Annotated in this window: 24 protein-coding genes, 1 tRNA gene, 1 pseudogene and 1 riboswitch; of the genes and pseudogenes, 7 read left to right on the top strand and 19 right to left on the bottom strand. The window is 62.1% G+C overall.

What is annotated here, in order from left to right; all coding sequences use genetic code 11:
• The first annotated feature begins 3 nt into the window (after positions 1-3).
• From fos to ACVWZP_RS13250, 3 genes are all read left to right on the top strand, one after another.
• A complete protein-coding gene (gene fos / locus ACVWZP_RS13260) occupies positions 4-414 on the top strand; it encodes a fosfomycin resistance glutathione transferase (RefSeq protein WP_046384397.1) in 411 nt (136 codons plus the stop codon).
• Positions 415-468: 54 nt separating this feature from the next.
• Complete coding sequence (locus ACVWZP_RS13255; RefSeq protein ID WP_288075359.1) at positions 469-1,110, top strand: LysE family translocator; 642 nt, start codon at positions 469-471, stop codon at positions 1,108-1,110.
• Between the two features lie 116 nt (positions 1,111-1,226).
• Complete coding sequence (locus tag ACVWZP_RS13250) at positions 1,227-1,754, top strand: DUF4142 domain-containing protein (protein WP_017844866.1); 528 nt, start codon at positions 1,227-1,229, stop codon at positions 1,752-1,754.
• 92 nt (positions 1,755-1,846) lie between these two features.
• On the opposite strand, the gene ACVWZP_RS13245 is transcribed toward ACVWZP_RS13250, so the two are convergent.
• The 4 genes from ACVWZP_RS13245 to ACVWZP_RS13230 form a co-directional block, all read right to left on the bottom strand.
• Entirely contained in the window at positions 1,847-2,347 is a 501-nt protein-coding gene (locus ACVWZP_RS13245; RefSeq protein WP_046490294.1) for a methylated-DNA--[protein]-cysteine S-methyltransferase, read from the bottom strand.
• A gap of 128 nt (positions 2,348-2,475) precedes the next feature.
• Positions 2,476-2,886, bottom strand: coding sequence for a type II toxin-antitoxin system HicB family antitoxin (locus tag ACVWZP_RS13240; protein WP_079443027.1), 411 nt, complete (start codon positions 2,884-2,886; stop codon positions 2,476-2,478).
• Between the two features lie 22 nt (positions 2,887-2,908).
• A complete protein-coding gene (locus ACVWZP_RS13235) occupies positions 2,909-3,091 on the bottom strand; it encodes a type II toxin-antitoxin system HicA family toxin (protein WP_057004762.1) in 183 nt (60 codons plus the stop codon).
• Positions 3,092-3,238: 147 nt separating this feature from the next.
• Positions 3,239-4,141 carry a LysR family transcriptional regulator gene (locus ACVWZP_RS13230; protein ID WP_046384393.1) on the bottom strand — a complete coding sequence of 301 codons (903 nt, stop codon included), beginning with the start codon at positions 4,139-4,141 and terminating at the stop codon, positions 3,239-3,241.
• A 95-nt stretch (positions 4,142-4,236) separates the two neighbouring features.
• On the opposite strand from ACVWZP_RS13230, the gene ACVWZP_RS13225 reads away from it, so the two are divergent.
• Both ACVWZP_RS13225 and ACVWZP_RS13220 read left to right on the top strand, forming a co-directional pair.
• Positions 4,237-5,400, top strand: coding sequence for an MFS transporter (locus ACVWZP_RS13225; RefSeq protein WP_201021971.1), 1,164 nt, complete (start codon positions 4,237-4,239; stop codon positions 5,398-5,400).
• The gene (locus ACVWZP_RS13220; RefSeq protein ID WP_108526029.1) at positions 5,397-6,590 is read left to right on the top strand and encodes an MFS transporter; all 1,194 of its coding nucleotides are present in this window, start codon (positions 5,397-5,399) and stop codon (positions 6,588-6,590) included. Before ACVWZP_RS13225 ends, ACVWZP_RS13220 begins: the two co-directional genes overlap by 4 nt.
• Positions 6,591-6,671: 81 nt before the next feature.
• Here the strand turns inward: ACVWZP_RS13220 and ACVWZP_RS13215 are convergent, their stop codons facing one another.
• The 15 genes and pseudogenes from ACVWZP_RS13215 to ACVWZP_RS13145 all read right to left on the bottom strand — a co-directional run bounded on the left by ACVWZP_RS13215 (position 6,672) and on the right by ACVWZP_RS13145 (position 20,220).
• Positions 6,672-7,040 carry a BrnA antitoxin family protein gene (locus ACVWZP_RS13215; RefSeq protein ID WP_457369847.1) on the bottom strand — a complete coding sequence of 123 codons (369 nt, stop codon included), beginning with the start codon at positions 7,038-7,040 and terminating at the stop codon, positions 6,672-6,674.
• A gap of 3 nt (positions 7,041-7,043) precedes the next feature.
• Positions 7,044-7,324: pseudogene (locus ACVWZP_RS13210) on the bottom strand (BrnT family toxin).
• A 223-nt stretch (positions 7,325-7,547) separates the two neighbouring features.
• Positions 7,548-7,853 carry a DUF6482 family protein gene (locus ACVWZP_RS13205; protein WP_017844869.1) on the bottom strand — a complete coding sequence of 102 codons (306 nt, stop codon included), beginning with the start codon at positions 7,851-7,853 and terminating at the stop codon, positions 7,548-7,550.
• A gap of 23 nt (positions 7,854-7,876) precedes the next feature.
• Positions 7,877-8,401: a DUF3833 domain-containing protein gene (locus ACVWZP_RS13200; protein WP_457369846.1), complete on the bottom strand. Its 525-nt coding sequence runs from the start codon at positions 8,399-8,401 to the stop codon at positions 7,877-7,879.
• A 406-nt stretch (positions 8,402-8,807) separates the two neighbouring features.
• On the bottom strand, positions 8,808-9,833 hold the full coding sequence (locus ACVWZP_RS13195; RefSeq protein ID WP_079443074.1) for an IS110 family RNA-guided transposase: 1,026 nt from the start codon (positions 9,831-9,833) through the stop codon (positions 8,808-8,810).
• Between the two features lie 143 nt (positions 9,834-9,976).
• A tRNA-Gly gene (locus tag ACVWZP_RS13190) sits at positions 9,977-10,050 on the bottom strand.
• Between the two features lie 142 nt (positions 10,051-10,192).
• On the bottom strand, positions 10,193-11,077 hold the full coding sequence (locus ACVWZP_RS13185) for an alpha/beta fold hydrolase (protein ID WP_046384388.1): 885 nt from the start codon (positions 11,075-11,077) through the stop codon (positions 10,193-10,195).
• Between the two features lie 304 nt (positions 11,078-11,381).
• Entirely contained in the window at positions 11,382-12,074 is a 693-nt protein-coding gene (locus ACVWZP_RS13180) for a pseudouridine synthase (protein WP_017844881.1), read from the bottom strand.
• Entirely contained in the window at positions 12,074-12,286 is a 213-nt protein-coding gene (locus ACVWZP_RS13175; protein WP_017844882.1) for a cysteine-rich CWC family protein, read from the bottom strand. Before ACVWZP_RS13175 ends, ACVWZP_RS13180 begins: the two co-directional genes overlap by 1 nt.
• A gap of 59 nt (positions 12,287-12,345) precedes the next feature.
• Positions 12,346-15,969: an urea carboxylase gene (gene uca, locus ACVWZP_RS13170; protein ID WP_457369845.1), complete on the bottom strand. Its 3,624-nt coding sequence runs from the start codon at positions 15,967-15,969 to the stop codon at positions 12,346-12,348.
• Between the two features lie 233 nt (positions 15,970-16,202).
• A complete protein-coding gene (locus ACVWZP_RS13165; protein WP_046384385.1) occupies positions 16,203-16,832 on the bottom strand; it encodes an urea amidolyase associated protein UAAP2 in 630 nt (209 codons plus the stop codon).
• Positions 16,833-16,841: 9 nt separating this feature from the next.
• Entirely contained in the window at positions 16,842-17,567 is a 726-nt protein-coding gene (locus ACVWZP_RS13160; RefSeq protein ID WP_017844885.1) for an urea amidolyase associated protein UAAP1, read from the bottom strand.
• On the bottom strand, positions 17,564-18,328 hold the full coding sequence (locus tag ACVWZP_RS13155) for an ABC transporter ATP-binding protein (protein ID WP_017844886.1): 765 nt from the start codon (positions 18,326-18,328) through the stop codon (positions 17,564-17,566). Before ACVWZP_RS13155 ends, ACVWZP_RS13160 begins: the two co-directional genes overlap by 4 nt.
• Complete coding sequence (locus tag ACVWZP_RS13150; RefSeq protein ID WP_046384383.1) at positions 18,325-19,140, bottom strand: ABC transporter permease; 816 nt, start codon at positions 19,138-19,140, stop codon at positions 18,325-18,327. The genes ACVWZP_RS13155 and ACVWZP_RS13150 overlap by 4 nt, the downstream gene beginning before the upstream one ends.
• Before the next feature lie 12 nt (positions 19,141-19,152).
• Complete coding sequence (locus ACVWZP_RS13145; RefSeq protein WP_046384382.1) at positions 19,153-20,220, bottom strand: putative urea ABC transporter substrate-binding protein; 1,068 nt, start codon at positions 20,218-20,220, stop codon at positions 19,153-19,155.
• Positions 20,221-20,280: 60 nt separating this feature from the next.
• Positions 20,281-20,382: riboswitch (guanidine-I (ykkC/yxkD leader) on the bottom strand.
• A gap of 313 nt (positions 20,383-20,695) precedes the next feature.
• Between ACVWZP_RS13145 and ACVWZP_RS13140 the strand changes: the two genes are divergently transcribed.
• Both ACVWZP_RS13140 and ACVWZP_RS13135 read left to right on the top strand, forming a co-directional pair.
• Positions 20,696-21,043: a hypothetical protein gene (locus ACVWZP_RS13140; protein ID WP_301555884.1), complete on the top strand. Its 348-nt coding sequence runs from the start codon at positions 20,696-20,698 to the stop codon at positions 21,041-21,043.
• A gap of 154 nt (positions 21,044-21,197) precedes the next feature.
• Positions 21,198-21,632 (top strand): DUF3757 domain-containing protein, encoded by a 435-nt coding sequence (locus ACVWZP_RS13135; RefSeq protein ID WP_457369844.1) that lies wholly within the window; start codon positions 21,198-21,200, stop codon positions 21,630-21,632.

Raw genomic sequence — 21,632 nt, 5'->3', positions numbered from 1 at the left:
CCCATGCTCACCGGCCTCAACCACTTGACCCTGGCCGTCACCGATCTGCCGCGCAGCGTCAGCTTCTACCATGACCTGCTGCAACTTCGCCTCGACGCCACCTGGGACAACGGCGCCTACCTGTCATTGCCCGGCTTGTGGCTGTGCCTGTGCCTCGACCCACTGCGCCCGTCGGTGCCGGCGGCTGAATACACCCACTTTGCCTTCACGGTAGGCGCGAGCAACTTCGCCGCGCTGGTGCAACGCCTGCGTGCCGCCGGCGTAGCAGAGTGGCGCGACAACCGCAGCGAGGGCGCTTCGTTCTATTTTCTCGACCCCGATGGCCACAAGCTCGAAGCCCATGTCGGTGATCTGGCCTCGCGCCTGCAAGCCTGTCGCGCCAAGCCTTATGCCGGCATGCAGTTTTACCCGTAGCGCGGGAACGTGCAGAATCCTTCCACCTCTCAACCGTCAGTCAGAGCCACGCCCATGACCCCATCCTTGCTGCTCGCCGTCCTCGCTTCGGGTTTTATCTACGGTATTACGCCTGGCCCGGGGGTGTTGGCCGTGTTCGGTATCGGCGCGGCCCGGGGGCGTCGCGCCGGGGCCGGTTTTCTGTGCGGGCATTTGCTCGGCGATGTGCTGTGGTGCAGCACCGCGCTGATTGCGATCGTGGGGGCGCGGGAAGTCGGCAGCACTGCGTTCGATGTGCTGGGCGTGCTCAGTGGCGCGTACTTGTTCTGGCTGGGCTGGCGCGCGATCCGTACCCAGCGCCGCAGCAGTGAGGCACCTCAGGGCGCGGCGCGGCATCCGTTCTGGCACGGCATCCTGTTCGGCCTGACCAACCCCAAGGCCTACCCGGTGGCCGTCGCTACGTTTACCGCCTTGCTGTCCAGCCGTGCCGAGTTGCTGACCTGGGCGATGCTGCCATCGTTGATCTTGCTGAGCTTTATCGGTGGGCTGTTGGCCTACGCGATTCTGATCGGCGTGGTGGGCGCGCAGCGGGTACGCACGGTGTATCAGCGTCACGAAATCCTCATCACCAAGCTCTGTGGGGTGATGTTCATCGGCTTCGCCATCAATGCGCTGGCCCACGCGTTGCCGGGCCTGTTCGGCGGTAAACCGGCGTGAGGCGGCGACCGTTCGTCGCACTGGCAAGTTTTTTCTAAACCTTTGCGGCGGTTAAAATTCGAATTCAGAGCGGGGCGTATGTTCTCGCACCTATTTTTGCCCTGGAGGAACCCATCATGAGCCGCATGGCTATCCGGTTACGCACCGCCAGTTTCGCGATGCTGCTGGGCCTCGGCGCCAGCAATGCTTTCGCCCAGTCGCCGGCTGAATTCATCGAGCAGGCTTCGGCCAAAGGCATGGCCGATATCGAAACCAGCCGCATGGCCCACGCCAAGACCTCGTCCCAGGAAATCAAGGACTACACCATCGAGGTGATCAACGAGCGCACCCTGGCCAACCAGCATCTGGCGGCCATCGCCAAGAAGCTCGACCTGCCCGTGGCGCCGCGCGAGAAGATCGTCGACAAAGCCGAAACCCTCATGCCCGAGCTCAAGGACGGTGATTCCTTCGATGCTGCCTACACCGCGCAACAGGTCAAGGAAAACGAAGACGCCATCGCGCTGTTCAAGCAGGAAGGTGCCGCGTCGGATGTCCCGGAAATAAAAGCGCTGGTGGATGAGACGCTGCCCAAGCTGGAAGAGCGTCTGCAAAAGGCCCGCGCCCTGGCATCTACCTACGGTAAAGGCCGTCAAGGCGACGGTTGAGGCTTGCACTCGATATGCAAAACGGCGGTTGGCGCCCATCCAACCGCCGTTTTTTTATGCCGGGTTCAAGTCGGTCCTGGTCGCCGGCGCACTCAGAACCGCAGTTCCGCCTGGCCTGTGCCTTCCAGTGCGAGCAGATACTGCTTGGCCGCAAGCCCGCCGGCAAACCCTGTCAAGCCGCCCGATGCGCCAATGACCCGATGGCACGGCGCAATGATCGAGATCGGATTACGCCCATTGGCCGCGCCCACGGCGCGCACGGCTTTCGGGTTGCCGATCTGCTGGGCGATCTGGCTGTAGCTGCGGGTTTCGCCGAAGGGGATGGTCAGCAGTGCCTGCCAGACTTGTTTCTGAAAGTCGGTGCCGGTGAAGTCCAGCTCCAGCTCGAACCGATGACGGGCACCGGCGAAGTATTCCTGCAACTGGCGCTCGGTTTCCAACAGCACGGGGTTGTCTTTCACTTCGCGCAATTCCCCCAGGCGTACACGGTTCGCGCGCTCTGTTTCCCATAGGATGGCGCTGAGTTTGCCATGGCGGGACACCAGGGTCAGTTCGCCGACGGGGGAGGGCATGAGTGTGTATTCGTAGGCCATCAACGGGCTCCTCGGAGAACGGACGTAAAAGGGTACAGCGCTACGGTAGTTCCATCGACCTGGAGGAAAACTACGTTTCTTGCGGTCAAATTCCGCCGGAACGAGTCTGTCGGCGCATTCAGATGCCGCTATCGATCCTGTTGCAGCACCTTGAGCGCTGCGGACGCGAGGAACCCCGAACGGCTTTTTTCCTCGGGATGGTGCAGTACGTATTCATCGATACGATTGAGCAAATAGCCTGGCAGGGTGATGTTGAGTTTCTGCGCCTTGCCCAGGTATTTGGTGACATCGATGTCCACCACTGCCCACATGCAACCAGCGTACTTGGGGTTGGCTGCATGCAGGGTGACTTTCTGCGCGCTGGGAATCGGCGCACCGTCTTCGGCGAGAATTTCGAAGTGGCCTTCAATCGCTTCACGGGCCATGGCCATGGCGTCGTCCAAGTCGTCACCGGCGGAGTAGCAACCAGGAATGTCCGGGACTTCCACGCCCCAGGCATGGTCTTCGTCACCAGTAGAAATTGCGATGGGGTACAGCACGTTCGTTGTCCTCCAAGGACAGTTAACTCAGCAGTGCCTGTTTCAACATGCTTTTGGCGGTCTTGTCCAACAAGTCCTTCTTCGGATGAGGAATTGTCACCAGCCCCGGTTTCGTCGGGTGCTTGAAGGGGTGATGGCTACCTCTGACGCGCACCAGATACCAGCCGTCGGCGACGATATGGCCTATTAAATATCGGCTATCCACAGCACCTCCTTGTGGTGTGTGTTGGTGGTGGCTATAACCACTGAAGATAAATTATCAACACTCTACCTACCAGCGGTCGGTGAGCGATAGTTCGGTGGGGGGCGAATCAAGCGTATGAGCGCGCAGGACGGGCGTCGGTCAGAGGTATTACTGGGGTTTTCGCAGGAGTGACGCTTCTCCGATGACGGAGAGAAACGCATCAACCAATGCACTCGGTCTTTCAGTCGGGGTCAGCACCAACAACCGCGCACACGCATCCACCTCCACCAACGGCCTGTACGTCACGCCCTTGTTCATCAAGCTCTGCGTGCAGGCCGGCACCAAGGCCACCCCTTGCCCGGCGGCCACCAGGGCGATGATCGAGGTGATCTGGCGCCCCGTTGGCCCCGCGCGCAGGGGCACGCCATGCTGGCGATAAAGCTGCTCGACGGTCTGGTTCAGCCCTGACCCGTAGTCTGCGGGAAACAGTATCACCGGGTACGCGCAGAGCTGCGCCAGGCTGACGGTTGCCTGCTCGGCCAGCGGGCTGTCGCTGGATACCGCCGCCACCAGCCGCTCTTCGCCCAGCGACAGCGCCTGCACGTGGTCGTTTTGCGGTAACAGCCGGCTCAAGCCGATATCCAGCCGCCCATCGGCGACCTGCGCGCCGAGGCTGCCGGAGGCGCATTCCACCAGGGTCAATTGCACATCCGGGAAGCGTTGCGCGAAAGCCTGGATCGCCTGGCTGAACAGATCCGACAGGGCGATTGAACTGACATACCCCAACGCCAATTGCCCGGCCGTTCCGGCCGCGAGTTTGCCGGCGATGACGTGGGCCAATTCGACCTGTTCCAGCACACCCCGGGCATAGGGCAAAAACGCCCGGCCCTGGGCGGTGAGGGCGACCGTGCGGCTGGTGCGATCGAACAGTTTGAAACCCAGCTCTGCCTCCAGCGCGGAAATCTGCCGGGTCAATGGCGGCTGGGCCAGGTGCAGACGCAGGGCGGCGCGGCCGAAATGCAATTCTTCGGCGACCATCAGAAAGTAACGCAGCTTGCGTAGGTCGAGCATCCTGATCCTTGGGTATCAATCGGTGCGAATTCGGTATTGGTTTAAGCCCCGCCCGCCATTCTATAAAGACCTTTCAAAATAAAACGAGAGGTTTCATGAACGCGCGCCTGCATTGTGCCCGCCTTGCCCTGTTCCTGTGTGGCTGCGCGGCGTTTCTCAACCTGTATGCGACCCAGAGCATCCTGCAGACGTTTGCCGCGCACTTTCAGATCAGCGCCAGGACGGCGGGCTGGAGCATCACCGTGACCACGCTGGCGGTGGCGATCAGTGCACCTTTCGTCAGCCGCCTGACCGCACGCCTGGAGCCGCGCAGCGTGATCAGCACGGCCGCGCTGCTGCTGGCGCTGCCGACGTTGATGACTGCCTATGCCGATAGCTTCGCCGAAGTGCTGATGTGGCGCTTTGTCGAAGGCATGTTGATTCCGGTGGTATTCGCCACCAGCGTGGCCTATATCGGCGAGCGCTGGCGTGGTGGGACGGTCACTGAAGTCACCAGCCTGTATGTCGCGGGCACCGTGTTGGGAGGGTTCGCGGGGCGGTTCGTCACCGGTGTGATGACCGAGTACGTGGGCTGGCGCGAAGCCTTTGAGCTGCTGGCCGTGTTGAGCCTGATGGTGGGCGGGTTTATCCAGTTTCTGCTGCCCGCCGGTCGGCCGCGAGCGATGCAGGTTGAAGCGTTTTCGTCGGGGCTGTTTCGCAAACCCTTGGTGGCGGCGTATGCCGTAGGTTTTTGCGTGCTGTTTTCCCAGGTTGCGGCGTTTACCTACGCAGGTTTGTACCTTGGCCTACCGCCTTTTAACTTGGGGCCTGCGGCCTTGGGAACGCTGTACATGGTGTTCTTGCTGGCCCTGGTTGTGATCCCCATCGCCGGGCGCCTGAGCAAAGCACGCCCACCCGCCGAACTGCTGAGTGTCGCGGCGGTGCTTGGCATCAGCGGCTCGGCGCTGACCCTGATGCCGTCGCTGTGGTGCATCGTGATCGGGCTGGCGCTCAGTTCTACCGGTGTGTTTCTGGCCCAGGCTGCCGCCAATGCGTTCATTGCCGGCAGCGCTCGCGAGAACAAGGCGGGGGCCGTGGGGGTCTATCTCACCGCGTACTACCTGGGCGGCAGTTGCGGGGCCGTCGTCCCGGCGCTGATCTGGGAGCGCTGGGGCTGGGCCGGGTGTGTGGCGCTGATCATCGTGTTCCAACTGCTGACGTTGCTGATCGCCTTGACTGGCTGGAAGCCCCTTAAACCTCAATTGATCCGCACACCATGAACGACACCGTCGCTTTGCCTGCTGCTGAAACATCCACCCGCCGCCGCGCGCTCATCGCCGGCTGCAGCGCCCATGCCGTACACGATGGCCTCACCGATGTGATCTACGTTCTGCTGCCTATCTGGCAAGCTCAATTCGCCTTGTCCTACGTCCAGATCGGCCTGTTGCGCGGCGCCTATTCCGGGATGATGGCGGTGTTCCAACTGATGGCCAGCCGCGCCGCCACACGCTGGGGGCGTACTCCGATGCTGGTGGGCGGCACCGTGCTGGCGGGTGTCGCTTACCTGTTGGCCGGGCAAGCCAGCGGGTTGACCGTGCTGTTGTTGGCGCTGCTGCTTGGCGGCCTGGGCGCCAGCACCCAGCACCCGCTGGCTTCCTCGATGATCACGGACGCGTATGAGGAGGGTGGTGGCGTCAAGCAAGCGCTGGCCCACTACAACTTTTCCGGCGACATCGGCAAAACCCTGATTCCCGGCCTGGTTGGCCTGTTGCTCACGCTGATCAGTTGGCGGGCCAGCGCCACACTGTTGGGGCTGCTCGGCCTGGCGGCGGCGGGGTTGCTGTGGTGGCTGATCCCCGGTCAGCCACACGCAGCCGCATCCACAACCAAGCCCCAGCCTTGCACCGCAACCGGCTCCGCCGCCGGCCTGCGCGCATTGATCCTTACCGGCACTATCGACAGCGCCGTGCGAATGGGTTTTCTCACCTTCCTGCCGTTCCTGCTGCAAGCCAAAGGCGCGGGCACGGCCGGTATCGGCCTGGCGTTGACGCTGCTGTTCATCGGCGGTGCATTCGGCAAACTGTTCTGCGGCTATCTCGGCGTGCGTATCGGCATGATGAAAACCGTCTGGCTGACGGAAACCAGCACGGCGCTGCTGATCGTCGCCGCGCTGTATCTGCCGCTGGCTGGGCTGATGCTGATGTTGCCGGTGTTGGGGCTGGTGCTCAATGGCACCTCGTCGGTGCTGTACGGCGCCGTGCCGGACCTGGTCAGCCCCGGCAAACGGGAACGGGCCTTTGCGCTGTTCTACACCGGCACCATTGGCGGCGGAGCGCTGGCGCCGGTGCTGATGGGGGGCGTAGGCGATGCGCTGGGCGTGCCGGTGGCGGTGATGGTGTTGGCGGGGATGTTGCTGGTGACGTTGCCGTTGGTGTGGGAGGTGCGAAGGAGTTTAAGAAACGAGGTTTAAGCGGGTTTGGCTTACGGCAGTCGGTGCTTGTTCGCCTTGCCCCTCGCTGTCTTTATTTGGAAGGGCGTAGGGCTTTATCTATCACAGCGAGGGTTTGTTTTTCTGTTTGCCGAGCTTAGGCGTACCCAACACGCGATTCAGCTCTCCTGCAACGGCGATCAATTGCTGTTCCAGCGCCTCCACTTCGGATTGACTGATTCCGCTGTTGATGACCTGAAGTGTCTTCAGCGGTTTTTTAGGCGTGGGCGCCAGATCATGAACATCCTGAGAAATCAGCGCTTGCCGAAGAATGTTGTTGATGACGGTCTGGTAACCCGTACCGGCGTTTTCAGCCCTTTCGCGAGCCGCCTTGATCACTGAGTCGTCGAGCATGATGGTGATCCGGGTTTTGCCTTTACTGCTGGCGACAGCGCCGCGTTTAGTGTTGCTGAGGTCGTATTCGTCTTTCATGATTCAAGCCTCCAGATACTTCCGTCGTTCATTTCTGGATGCGAGTCTTGCGCTGATAGGTCTCACAAAATACGGGTCCCGATAGGTATAGGCGACCACCAATATTCTTCCTTTCGCGTCCTTCCCGATGATGCACCAGCGATACTCGTCATGGACATGGGTTTGCCATACCAGTGCTGATTCGTCATAAAACACCGGTTCCGTATCCGCCCGGCTCAAGCCGTTGTGCTTGCTTTATTGAGTGTGTTTTTCGCGGCGTCATATTGAATTCTGAAGGTTTTAATTATGCATATTTTATATGTATATAAAAGCGGTTGTCGGGACCGCTGACCTTCAGATCTATGGGCGTTTGAATCTGTCCATCGACGTTGACTTGGAGTGTGGGGAGCAGAGAATTAGCGTGTAGGAGGTGTTACTGACAGAAGCGGCACAGGATCGCGTGCGGTAGGTTTCCCTTTCCAGCCCACCCATACCAAGGGGAAGGCCAGCCAAAGAATGAAATGCACCCTAGAAGGACTGGGCCAACGTAAACGGAATACGCAACGCACCGATGGGGCCTTCACGTGTACCGCACATTTCATCGTGGACGCAGTGCTGCACCAGCACACAAGGAAACGCCGGAACCCGTTGCAACAGGTCGCGCAAATGCGTGGTCGAGCCGATACGCATCGGTTTCGCATCCTCGTCCAGCAGCGTCATCGCCGTATGCTCGAGCCTGACGCGCGCGATGTAGAAACCGCCCTCCAGCGACAGCAGCTCCAGCTCGCGTATCTCACCCTTCACTGCCAGTTCGGTCAGCATTTGCATATTCATGATTCAGCCTCGCAGTGGGTCGTTCATTGGCGACGAAAGAACAGCGTGACCTGGCCCCATTCGACGCCAAACTTGGACATGCTCGAACGGTTGATCAACGTGTCTTCGTCCATCAAGTACATCCAGTCGTCAAAACTGACTTCGTAGACCGAGCCATCCACCGCCAGGTTGAGGCGGTAGCGCCAACGCAATGTGTTGCCGGCCACCTCGCCAATCGCCTCGCCGACCACATCCCCCGCGCGCCCGCGCCAGCGCCCGGGGCCATCCGGTGTCAACGTCCACACCCGCTGCTGGCGCGTGCCATCGCTGTAGAGAAAACGCTCGTCGAGAATCAACGCATCGCCCTCGCGTCGGCTGGCGATATCCACCTCAAAGCGCTTGGTCACTTCCCCCGAACGCTTCTGGAATATGCCCCAGGCCTTGACGGGTTTGCTGAAGAAACGCTCCAGGTCCAACTGCGGTTGCTGATCGGCGTAGTGGTCGACCTCTACGTTGCCGCAACTGCACAGGCTCAATACCAGAAGCAGTGAAACCAGTAGGCGTGCCATGGACCGGCTCCTTGATCGTGTGGGGCGGGGTACTGAGGTTCAAGGATTGATAGTTGTACAAAAATATTGTTTTGTACATGTTTTGCGGTGTTTATTTTGAAGGCTTCCGAGGCTTTGAAGCGCCCGACTCTATATTCCACCCATAAAAATCTATGGTCACCCCCATTTTTGCAATACTGATCAACGGGTGGTGTGGTTGGCTTGCTTAAATCTATCCGGCGTCTGTTTGGGGTATGCCCCAGCGCCACGATGAGAGTCGCGCCTGACGATCCTTAAAAACCGGTCGGCTTCTGAAGCCGATTTTTATGTCAGGATCTTCGCCAGGCCGGTGTGCCGTTCACATCATCTGTTGTTCAGCTATCGCAAAACCTGAAGGGTGAATCGTGGTACTGCAACAACTGCAGGGTCAGGCGTTCAAAGCGTCTGGCCCTGCTTCATATTGCGTATGGCGAGCGGCTATCGCCCAAGCGATACGCGCCAGTTTGTTAGCCAGGGCACAGGCCACGACATTTGAATGTCGTCGACTGAGCAAGGTTTTAACCCAGTCAGCCAGAGCGCCTTTCTGGTGATCCAGCCTCTGCATATAGACCCTGGAACACTGCACCAACAGTTGTCGCAGATGCTTGTCACCCCGCTTGCTGATCCCCAGCAGATTGGCCTTGCCGCCCGTGCTGTACTGCCTGGGCACTAAGCCAACGGAGGCGGCAAAGTCGCGACCGCATCGGTACTGTTTACCATCGCCCATCTCCACAGCCAGCAGGCTGGCGGTGATCGGGCCGACACACGGCATGCTCAGCAAACGACTGCCCAGATCATCGTTGGCCAGTTGGCCCGCCAGTTCTTTATCCAGCGCTTTGATTTGCTCATCCAGATAGACGAAGTGATCGTGCAGGCGCTGCAATAAGACCGTCAGACGAACGGGTAATTCGTGCTCGGCCAAAACGCTCGCCAAACGCTTCATGATGGCCAATCCCTTGGGCAGGCTGATTCCAAACTCCAACAGAAAACCGTGCATCTGATTAGCCGTTTTGGTGCGGTCATGCACCAATGATTCGCGCATCCGATGCAGCACAGACAGGGTTTGCTGGGATTCGGTTTTAGGCGTAACGAAGCGCATGGATGGGCGGGAAGCGGCTTCACAGATCGCCTCAGCGTCGACGAAGTCATTTTTGTTGCCCTTGACGAAGGGCTTAACGAACTGCGGGGAAATCAGCTTGGCCGTGTGTCCCATCGCCATCAGTTGGCGAGCGACAAAATGCGACCCTGCACAGGCCTCCATCACCACGACACAGCTCGGCACATTGCCGAAAAACTGCATCATCTGCGCTCGTGAGCATTTTTTGCGAAACACCTCGCGGCCCGACTTATCCTGGCCGTGCAGGTGGAAAGTATGTTTGCCGAGATCGATACCGATCAGTGCTGACTCGCTCATGATGATGGCCTCCGAAAACAAAACACCCCGTGAAAGCGTAGCCCTCACAGGGTGTTGGGGGTGACCATCTCATTAACCGGCCACCAAGGACCGGTTTTTACATCCCCCGTCAAAACCATCCTGACGCGAGATCAATATCTGAGTGGAGCGGGTGAAGGGAATCGAACCCTCGTTATCAGCTTGGGAAGCTGGAGTAATGCCATTATACGACACCCGCTCAGAGCGGCTGACTTTGTACCAGATGTGCGCCGCGATTTGAAGTTTTTCTTTGAGAAATGTGCAGGTTGCGCGTGTTTGCGTAGGCAACGAGCCGACCGACTGTAGGCGCGGGCATGCTCGCTCCTACAGTCGGCTGTGTTTCAGAGCGCAAAGGCATGCTGCGCCTGGCCCTGGTGATAGCGCAATCGGCTGGTCTGCCGCGTGGGCTTCAGAAAGCCGACCACGGCGTCGCGGCTGTCGCGGCAGGCTGCTTTGTGCTCCATGTCCAGAAAATGCCCGGTCGCCTGGATCGTGCTGAAGCTGCTGTTTGGCACGTATTGCCCGAACTGCTGGGCATCCTCGGCGCTGGTGTATTCGTCCCATTCACCGTTCATGAACAGCACCGGCACGGTGATCTGGCGCGCGGCCTTGAGGTAGCACAGCCGGTCGCTGTTGAGTACGTGGCTGATGTGGAAGTGCATCTGCCCGTATTCATGCTCGGCCAGGCTGCTGACGTGGCGGTAGTTGAAGCGCTTGAACAGCGACGGCAGGTGTTTGCCGATGGTGCTGTTGACCAGGTGGCCGACGCGGTCGCGGTCGAGCTTGCCGAGGTAGTCGACGCCGCGTTCGAGGTAGTCGCGCATGGGCGCGTTGATCACCGGCGAGAACGAGCTGATCACCGCCTTTTCCACGCGGCGCGGGCGCTGGGCGAGGGCGACGAGGGTGGCGGCGCCGCCCCAGGAGAAGGACAACACGTGTTCGGCGGCGAAGTGGTCGATGAGTTCCAGGAGGATCTGGCCTTCGACTTCCTTCGTCAGCATCTGCTCGTGGCGGTTATGGATTTTGGAGCGACCGGCGTAGGGCTGGTCGTACAAAACCACATTGAACTGCGGGTACAGGCTTTTCACGGTTTGGGCGAAGGAGGCCGTGGTGGCCATGGAGCCGTTGACCAGGATGATGGTCTTTTCAGCCGCGTCCGCGCGATAGAACTCCGTGTAAACCCGATACTGACCCTGTATATCCAACACAGCGATTTCTGGCCTCATGTCGTAAGACTCCTGGCAAGCGGGTAGGGCGCGCAGATCACTCTGCACGAGCTTTGTGACAGGTAGGCATACGCCTTGAAGATGAGCGCCCATGTCGCGCCGATGACGGCTGGCCGACGGGTGTTACCAGGGCGGGTTGTTTGCCGGGAAGGCCCGTGGATCAAGCGCGGGCGCGGCAAGGTGTTTCTTGGAGGTTATAGGCGACTCGCCAGTCATCTTTTGGCTGACGTTTTGATTCAAGCAGTCGGTTCGGGATGTCGCAAGTCGCAGGGATGGGTTTTAGCCATCACCGGCCGAACGGTCGTCAGACCTGGCGGATTTCATCGGCGCTCAACGCTCGATACTCACCGGGCGCCAGCGCGTCATCCAACGCCAGCGGCCCCATGCGTTCCCGATGCAAGCGCAGCACCTTGTTGTCGAAGTGCCCGAACATGCGCTTCACCTGGTGATAGCGACCTTCGATGATGCTCAAGCGTGCCAGGCGAGGCGCCAACAGCTCCAGCTGGGCCGGTTGAGTCGTCAGGTCTTCAAACGCGAAATACACGCCCGCCGCGAAGGTGGCGGCGTATTCCGCGCCGATCGGTTGTTCGGTCTCCACCAGGTAGACCTTGGGCAGTTTGGTGGTCGGTTGCGTCAGGCGCCGCGACCACTGGCCGTCGTTGGTGATCAGCATCAGCCCGGTGGTGTTGAAGTCCAGGCGGCCGGCGATGTGCAGCTCGTCCTTGTCCGGTTCGTCCAGCCAATCCAGCACGGTCGGGTGCTGGGGATCGCAGGTGGCGCTGACGCAGCCCTGGGGTTTGTGCAGCATGAAATAGCGCGCCGGTTTACCCGCCTGCAGCACCTCATCGTCCACGCACACCCGGCTGAATTCGCGCACCTCGTGGTGAGGATCGCTGACGGGCACGCCATCGACGCTCACCCGCCGTTCCACCAACAGCAGGCGCACTTGCTGGCGATTGAAACGCGGCAGGTTGCTGAGGAATCGATCAACCCGCATTACAACGGCTCAGCCCCGCGCAACTGTGCATCGACCTGGGCACAGCGCGGGCACAGGCAGGCCTGGTTGCGCAATGCATCGGGCAGGGCTTCGAGCACCGCCGGGTCGATGGTGACGCTGTAGCACCAGCAGGCCTGGTCGGCGGTGCGCGGGTCGGCCAGGGTGCAGTCGTTGCGGGCTCCGCAGGCGGGGCAGAGGGTGGCTGTGGTCATCGTTCGGTTCAGGCTGGATCGGGCAGGGCGCCGAAGGTCCCTGCACGATACAGCGCCGCTCAGTCCCGTTCCAGCACCACGACCCGCTGGCCGGCGCCAATCGCGCTGCCGGGCTGCACGGTGATTTCCCGCACCACTGCGGCGAACGGCGCCGGCAGCGCGATCTCCATTTTCATCGACTCCAGCACCACCAGCACATCGCCGGCCGCGACGCGTTCGCCCACCGCCACCCGGACCTGCCACAGATTGCCCGCGATATGGCTGTCGATGCTGTGCTCGTTGGCCTTCAGCGGTGTGTCCTGCGCGAGCGGCGCTGGCGCTTCCTCGCTGTCGAAGTGCGCCTGGCCGCTGGCGATCCAGCGTTCGCGCTCGGCATTGAACGCCTGTTGCTGGTGCTCACGAAACGCATCGATACCGGTGGCTTCACGCGCCAGAAAATCCTGGTAGTCCGCCAGGTTCAACACGCTGTCCTCGATGTGCAACGCAAAGCGCCCCAGCGGAAAGTCCCGACGAATCTTTACCAGTTCTTCGGCACTCACCGGGTAGAAGCGGATCTGGTCGAAAAACCGCAGCAGCCACGGCTTGCCGTCGAAGGCCGCGACTTCGCGATAGCGGTTCCACATCTGCAACGTGCGCCCGACGAACTGATAGCCGCCGGGGCCTTCCATGCCGTACACGCACAAATACGCGCCGCCGATGCCCACCGAGTTCTCGGCGGTCCAGGTGCGGGCCGGGTTGTATTTGGTGGTCACCAGGCGATGACGCGGGTCCAGCGGCGTGGCCACCGGGGCGCCGAGGTAGACATCGCCCAGGCCCATCACCAGATAGCTCGCTTCGAACACGGTGTGGCGCACCGCGTCGAGGTCGGCGAGGGCGTTGATGCGACGGATGAACTCCAGGTTGCTCGGGCACCACGGCGCGTCCTTGCGCACGGTGGTCATGTATTTGTCGATGGCCAACTGGCACGCCGGGTCATCCCAGGACAACGGCAGGTGGACGATGCGCGAAGGCACTTGCAGGTTGGGCGTGGCGCACACGGCCGTCCATTCGCCGCTGATCAGCGCCAGCAGGTCGGCCAGGGGCAATTGTTCCGGCTGGTAGTGGACCTGCAGCGAGCGGATGCCCGGCGTCAGGTCGATCACGCCGTGCCGTGCGTGGGTTTCGAGGGCCTGCATCAGCGCGTGGGCGCGAAAGCGCAGCACCAGGTCGAGCTCGGGCGCGCCGATTTCCAGCAGCAGGTGGGTGTCGCCGGCCAATCGGGCAACCAGACGCGTATCTTCCTGGCCGATATCCAACACCACAGGCGACGCGGGCCAATGTGGGCGCGGGCTTGCTCGCGATGGCATCGCCTCGGTGTTGCTGTGAGTGCGCGTCGCCTGCATCGCGGGCAAGCCTGGCTCCGGCATTTGATCCCATTTCAGCGCGAGATCGCGGGCGGTCTCGAGGTTCACCGGTTCGAAGCGCAGTTTGTCGCCGGCCTTGAGTTGCCCGAGTTGCCACAGGTCGGCTTCGATCACCGTCACCGGGCACACGAACCCACCCAGGCTCGGCCCGTCCGGCCCGAGGATCACCGGCATGTCCCCGGTGAAATCCACCGCGCCGATCGCATAAGGGTTGTCGTGGATATTCGACGGATGCAGCCCGGCCTCGCCGCCATCGGTGCGCGCCCACAACGGCTTGGGGCCGATCAACCGCACGCCGGTGCGGCTGGAGTTGAAATGCACTTCCCACTGTGTGGCGAAGAAGGTGTCGATGTACTCGGGCCGGAAGTATTCCGGCGCGCCATGGGGGCCGTAAATCACCCGTAGCGTGCGGACCTGTGCCAGCGGTTGCGCGACCAGTTGCCGGCCTGCGGTGACGTCGACCAGCGGCAACAGATGCAGCACGTCGCCCGCGCGCAACGCCCGCCCGCCATGCCCGCCGAACTGGCCCAGGGTGAAGGTGCTTTGGCTGCCCAGGTAGTCCGGCACTTGCAGCCCGCCGCGCAGGCACAGGTAACTGCGCGCGCCGGCCCCGGCGAGGGTGCCGAGGTTCAACAGCGATCCGGCTTCGATCCGCAGCGCGGTGTTCATCGGCACGGGGTGATCGTCCAGCAGCAGCGGAATATCCGCCCCGGTCACCGCCACCACGGCGGCGCAGTTGAAGCGCAACAGCGGCCCGCTCATGGTGATCTCCAAGGCTGCCGCGCCTTCGCGATTGCCCAGCAGACGATTGCCCAGGCGCAGCGCGCGGCTGTCCATCGGCCCCGATGGCGGTACGCCCACGGCCCAATAACCGAGGCGTCCGGGATAGTCCTGCACGCTGGTTTGCGTGCCCGCGCTGAGCACTTCGAACGTGTGGGCAACGTAGACCAGATCTTCCAGGCAGCGCGTCCACGGATGGCCACCGGCAAAGGGCGCGGCCAGCAGGATCTGGCGCAGGTAATCGCGGTTGGTTTCCACGCCGTAGAGCTGGCTGTCGCTCAAGGCGCGATGCAAATCCAGGCGCGCCTGTTCGCGGGTGGGCGCCCAGGTGATGAGCTTGGCGATCATCGGGTCGAAGTACGGCGGGATCTCACAACCGGCTTCAACCCAAGTGTCGATGCGCAAGCCTTCGGCCTGCGGAAAATCCACGCAGGTCAACAGCCCCGGGCTCGGCTGGAAATCGCGGCCTGGATCTTCCGCATACAAGCGTGCCTGGATCGCATGGCCCTGGGGCTTCAACGCCAACTCACTCAATGGCCGCATCTCTCCCGCCGCCAGTTGCACCATCCAGCGCACCAGGTCCACGCCCCACACCTGTTCGGTGACGCCGTGTTCCACCTGCAACCGCGTGTTCACTTCCAGGAAGTAGAAGCGACTGTCTGCGCTATCGAAGATGAATTCCACGGTGCCGGCGCTGCGGTAGTTGACCGCCTTGGCCAGGGTGATGGCGGCCGAGCACAGGGCCTCGGCCATGCCTTCGGGCAGGTTCGGCGCCGGGGTTTCTTCGAGGACTTTCTGGTTGCGCCGCTGCACCGAACAATCGCGCACGCCAAGGGCGATCACCTCGCCCGCGCCGTCGCCGAACACCTGCACCTCCAGGTGGCGAGCGTGCTCGATGTACTTCTCGATAAACACGCCGGCATCGCTGAAGTTGTTCTGGCCCAGGCGCTTGACGGCGTCGAAGCACTCGTTCAACTCCGCGGCGTGGCGGCATACGCGCATGCCGATGCCGCCGCCGCCGGCGGTGCTCTTGAGCATGACCGGGTAGCCCACGCGGTCGGCGGCGAGCATGGCGGCGTCGAGGTTGTCGAGCAGTTCGCTGCCTTCGAGCAAGGGGAGGTGGTGTTGCTTGGCCAGCGCCCGTGCGGTGTGCTTGAGGCCGAATACGCGCAACTGGTGCGGGGTCGGCCCGATAAAGGCGATGCCGGCGTTTTCGCAGGCTTGCGCGAAGGCGGCGTTTTCCGAGAGAAAGCCGTAGCCGGGATGAATCGCCGTGGCGCCGCTGGCCTTGGCGATGGCGAGGATTTTGTCCACCGCCAGGTAGGTGCCGGCCGCGGCGCCTTCACCGAGGCTGTAGGCTTCGTCGGCGTGTTGGATGTGCAGGCTGGCCGCATCGGCTTCGGCGTACACGGCGACGCCCTTTACATGCAGCTCGCGCAAGGTGCGCAGGATGCGGCAGGCGATGGCGCCACGGTTGGCGATCAAGAGTTTTTCGAACATGGCAAAACCCTGCGGGCCGTCCCGCAAAGTGAAGGAGCACTACGGTCGTCCGCAGTGCATGTCGTGAGTGTGGGAGGGGGGGCTCCCGATGGTGGTGAGCCAGTGGGTGCGTGTTTGGCTGACTTGCCGCCATCGGGGGCAAGCCCCCTCCCACAGGGTTCAGCGGTTTTGAAGACACTGCCCGGCTCGGGCCTGGCAGAGTGCAAATAACCAACTGCGCAAGCGCTTGAGTGTCAGTTCCATACGAGTAACTCCGCAGGCGTCGGGTTGTAGGCGTTGCACGGGTTGTTCAATTGCGGGCAGTTGGAGATCAGCACGATCACGTCCATCTCGGCGCGCAGGTCGACGTACTTGCCGGGGGCGGAAATGCCGTCTTCGAAGGTCAACCCGCCGTCGGCCGTGACCGGCACATTCATGAAGAAATTGATGTTCGGGCCAATGTCGCGTTTGCCCAGGCGACCGTCATGGGCGCAGGCCCGCAGGTAGTTGTCGCGGCAGCTGTGCATGTAGCGTTTTTCCAGGGCGTAGCGCACGGTGTTGCTCTCTTGGGCGCAGGCGCCACCGAGGGTGTCGTGGCGCCCGCAGGTGTCTGCGACGAGGGTCAGCATTGGCTGGCCGAGGTTGGAATAGAGCACGCTGCCGGCGCCCAGGTACACGCTGTTCTGGCGGCGCAAGGTGCGTTGCACGTCGTAGCGCTCGCGCGGGTTTTTCACGCTGTAGAACAGCGTGTCGACCGCCTGGTTGCCCTCCAGGTCAAGGATGCGCAGGGTCTGGCCGGCCTTGACCTCCATCAGCCACGGCTCGCCGGCGGGAATGGTGGCGCGGTACACCGCCGTGTCGGGTTGTTTCAGTGCGATAGACATGGCAGCTCCTCAGGCGAACAGACGGTCGGTGTTGATAAAACCGCGCGCGTTTTCCGGGCGCGAGGTGCGGCAGTGTTCGGCGACGCTTGGGTCGGCGTTCATCCAGCTCAGTTTCAGCGGTTGCGGGGCGTAGTCGGGGTTGGGGTCCATCGGATGCTGCAGCGCGGTGAGCACCACCAGGGTGTCCATCGGTGCGTAGAGTTCGATGTAGTCGCCCGCCTTGGAATTGCCCGGCACGAAGTGCAGGCCACCGTTGTCGTCCACGCTGACTTTGCTGAACAGGTTGAGGGTCATCAGCAGGTCGGACAGCCCCAGGCCCCACTTGCCCAATTCCACCAGCAGGTTGTCGGTGCCGTTGCGATAGAAACCGTTGCGCAGTTCCTGATAGCGACCCTGGCCGTACTTCTCGGCCACCTCGGCCGCGCACAGCACGCCGCCGATGCTGTCACTCCAGCCGCAGGTGTCGGCGGTGATGGCGGCCAGCACGCGGCCCATGTCCGAGTACAGGCAATGGCCGCGGGTGAGCTTGGCGGTGTGTTGGCATTTGAGGCTGTCGGGCAGGTTCAGGCGTTCGGTTTTTTCGTTCGCGTTGAGCAGGGTCAGGCTGACGTTGGCGCCGCCGCGCAGGTCGGTGAGGCGCAGCAGTTGACCGCGCTTGAGCACGAAGGAGCGGTGGCCGCCGCCGGGCAGTATTTCTTCGGCGAATGGCGGGAACAGTTGAGTCGAATCGGTCATTTGGAAGTCGCTCCAAGTTCGGCGGCGAGCGCCTTGCGCCGCTCGCCGTTCAAAGGGATGTCGTAGGTGATACGGGCGCCATAGGCGCCGGGGGCGTGGGGGTCGACGCGGACCTTGTCGAACACCAGCAGGCGCGTGCCGAGGCTGAAGCCTTCGCTGAGGTCGTGGGTGACCATGAACACCGTCAGCCGGGTTTCGCGCCACAGCTCCAGCAGCAACTGGTGCATGTCTTTGCGGATGCCCGGGTCGAGGGCGCCGAAGGGTTCGTCCAGCAGCAATACGCGCGGTTTCATGATCAGGGCCTGGGCGATGGCCAGGCGTTGTTGCATGCCGCCGGAGAGCTGCGCCGGGTACTTGTCCAACGCGTGGCCGAGGCCGACTTTGTGCAGCAGCGCGGCGGCCTGTTCGCGCGCGGCTTTTTTGGCTTTGCCGAACAGCCGTCCGAGCAACGGCGCGCGCGGCAGTTCGAGGCCGAGGGCGACGTTGTCGAGCACGCTCAGGTGCGGGAACACCGAGTAGCGCTGGAACACCACGCCACGGCTGGCATCCGGTTCGCCGGCCAGCGGTTGGCCGTCGAGCAGGATGTGGCCCTTGCTCGCGGTTTCCTGGCCCAGCAGCAGGCGCAGAAACGTCGATTTGCCGCAGCCGGAGGTGCCGACCAGGGTGCAGAATTCGCCCTCGGCGACCTGCAGATTCAAACCCTCCAGCACCACCTGATCGCCGTAGCGCTGCCACACATTGTTGACGCTGATAAAGCTCATGCCCGCGCTCCTTCATACCAGGGGAACGCGCGCCGGGTCAGGGCCTTGAGGCCCCAGTCCATCAGCCAGGCGAGCAGGGTGATCCACACCACGTAGGGCAGGATCACGTCCATCGCCAGGTAGCGGCGCACCAGGAAGATCCGGTAGCCCAGGCCGTCGGTGGAGGCGATGGCTTCGGCGGCGATCAGGAACAACCACGCCGAGCCCAGCATCAGCCGCAGCGAGATCAGCAGGCGCGGCAACAGTTGTGGCAACACCACGCGCAGCATCAGGGTCCAGGTCGACGCGCCGAGGGTCTGTGCCTTCACCAGCAGTTCCACAGGAATTTCGCGTGCGCGCTGTTCCAGGTCGCGGGCCAGGCACGGGGTGACGCCGATGACGATGAGCATCACCTTGGACAATTCCCCCAGGCCAAACACGATGAACAGGATCGGCAGGATCGCCAGCGGCGGCACCATCGACAGTACCGTCAGCAACGGCGACAACGGCGCGCCGAACAATGGCAACGTCCCGGCGGCGATGCCCAGGCACAGGCCGGCGAGGGCACTGATGCCCAGGCCGAGCGCGAGGCGGCGCAGGCTCGACGCGCTGTCCTGCCACAGCACGTATTCGCCGGTGCGGCTGTCGGCGCTCAATGCCAGGCGCTTGACCGCCTCGAGCATTTGCCCGGCACTGGGCAGCAGTTTGTCGTTGGGGTTATCCGCCAGGCGCTCGGCCGAGCCCACGAAGTAGGCGAACAGCAGCAGGGCGAACGGCAGCAGCACCAACAACAGGCGGCTGGAGCGGTCCGGGTGACGGTTGATCAGGCGCATGGCCGGGTCCTCTTACAACGTGCCGTCGGCGGCCATCTGCACGTAGCGGGGGTCGAACTGCAGCTTGAGGTTGGCCTTGTCGCCGCTGGTCACGCCATTGGCGAAGCTCATGCCCACGGCGCTGGTGTCCTTGGCCCCTTCACCGAGCAGGCCGTGTTCAAACGAGAACTCGGCGACCTTGCGCATGGTCGCTGGCAACTGCGCGCTGGTGGCGAAGGCCAGGGCTTCCTTGGGCGTGGCGAACAACTTGGTGGTGTCCAGTTGCGACTGGAACCCCTTGAGGTCGGTGCCCGAGGCCTTGGCCATGTGTTCCAGGGCTTCGCTGCTGGCGGCGCCTTTGGCGTTCATCAGGGCGACCACTTCGAACCAGGCGCCGGTGAGGGCTTTGCCCAGGGCCGGGTTGTCTTTGAGGGTCTGGGTGTTGACCACCATCATGTCCATGATTTCGCCGGGCACTTTGCTGGAGTCGAACACCTGGGTGACGCCGGGTTTGGCGTTGATCGCAGAGAGCATCGGGTTCCAGGTCGTCACCGCTTGCACCTGGTCGGTGTTGAAGGCAGCGGCGATGTCGGCGTCGGAGGTGTTGACCACTTTCAGGTCTTTTTCGGTGAGGTCGGCCGACTCCAGCGCGCGGGCCAGCAGGTAGTGCGACACCGACAGTTCCACCAGGTTGACGTTCATGCCCTTGAGGTCGGCGACGGTCTTGCCGCTGCCTTTGATCACCACGCCATCGTTGCCGTTGGAGAAGTCGCTGACCACCAGCGCGGTGCTGTCGACGCCACCGGCGGCGGGGATGGTCAGGGCGTCCATGTTGGTCATGGTGCAGCCGTCGAACTGGCCGGCGGTGTACTGGTTGATGGACTCGACGTAGTCATTGAGTTGCACCACGTCGATGGTGATGCCGTACTTCTTGGCCCACTTGTCGAGGATGCCTTGGCTGCCGGCATACTCCCACGGCATCCAGCCGGCATAGATCGTCCAGCACACGCTGAAGTGGTCTTTGACGGCGGCCTGGGTCTGGACGCTCAGCACAGCAGCAAAGGCGGCGGCGAGCAGGGCGGGTAAACGGATTGAGGGCATGGGGCTTCTCCAGTTGATCGAGGGCGAGCAGGAGCAACGCGGCACCGTGAACGGTGGCTTGTCTCCCGGGCTTTTATCCCGCCGTGTAACCTCAACTGGAGGTCGCCGACTCTCGGACCAGCCACTCGCGTTTCGCGAGCCGGAACCCTAGTCAGCCATTGCAAATTGTGGTGCCGCGAACCTGTGATGAATCCTGCACGCAAGAGGCTAAGCGAGAGTCATGCCAAGTAGGGCGCGGGCGTGTAGGTCGCGGGTTTGCGCGCAACGCCCGACGCTTGAGTGCGTGCGGCTGCGTTGCACTGGTGCGCCGTCGCACTGCAATGAGGCATTCGGTTCGTCCGAAACAGATGTTTCAGTCTGTGTCGAAATCGCACCAGTTTCGCTTTTTGATGTCAGATATTTCGTCATTCAGCAAAAGTTGAATGCCGCCCCCCAGCGTCGCTGGCGGTGCTCTTTCGCGGTCCAGGAGGCCGCCATGTATCGACGACTGCTTCTTATCGCTGTGCTCGGTCTGTCCCTTTCTGCGTGCGTGCCCTATTACGATGGAGGCTCAGGTTATTACCGTTCCGAGGTCTATACCGCGCCCGCGCCGGTGTATTACTACGGCGGCGGCCCGGCGTATCAATATCGGCGTGACTATTACCCGGCGCCGCGTTACTACGCGCCGGCGCCGCGTTATTACCAGCCGGTGCCACGTTATTACCAGCCGGCGCCCCGCATGGGTTACCGGGCTTATCCAAACCAGGGTTGGGGGGATCGCTGGGGCAATGGCGGGCACGGTCGCGGTGGCGATCGTGGCGCTGGTCGCGGCGGTCATCGTTGACCGCTCTTGAAGGCAAGCGGCGCAGGCAGCGCCGCTTTTTCGTAGCATTTAGCAGTACTGTCAGATTTAACAGCTATCGTTTGGGTTTCTAGTGCATTCAACTGGGAGCGGCCGTTGCGCCTCTTTGACCGCCCAGTGAGCGAAGGAACCCCCGATGATCAGACAATTGATGTGCGTTTTACTCCTCATGGTCGGCGGCGTTGCACACGTGCAAGCGGACCAAGGCTGCCCTTATCCCTCGGCAATCAAGTATGTCGATGGCTACTTCCAGGCGACGGTAGGAACACTCGTCTGGCAAAGCCCGAAGATCGGCTATCGGGACTTTGTCGACCAATTCATTGGCGCCATTTTTACCCCGGGCAAGGCACAGGATCGGGAAAACGGCTATGTAGACAAGTGCAGCTACCTGACCGGTGACGGTCAGAGAGTGGACTTGCGGTACGGCAAATCGGCAGAGGTGGAGACGATGTCGCTGACCGGTACTTTGCATTGGCACCTTGCCAGCGACCCCTTCGGCCTGCCGGTGTATATCTGCCAGGACAGTCAGCCGGACAATTGTGCATTCACGGTTAAAAAGCCAAAAAACTGA

The organism is Pseudomonas sp. TE36184 (genome assembly GCF_054060055.1).
The sequence above is the reverse complement of the archived record's forward strand: the minus strand, read 5'-3'. Positions and strand labels throughout refer to the sequence as shown.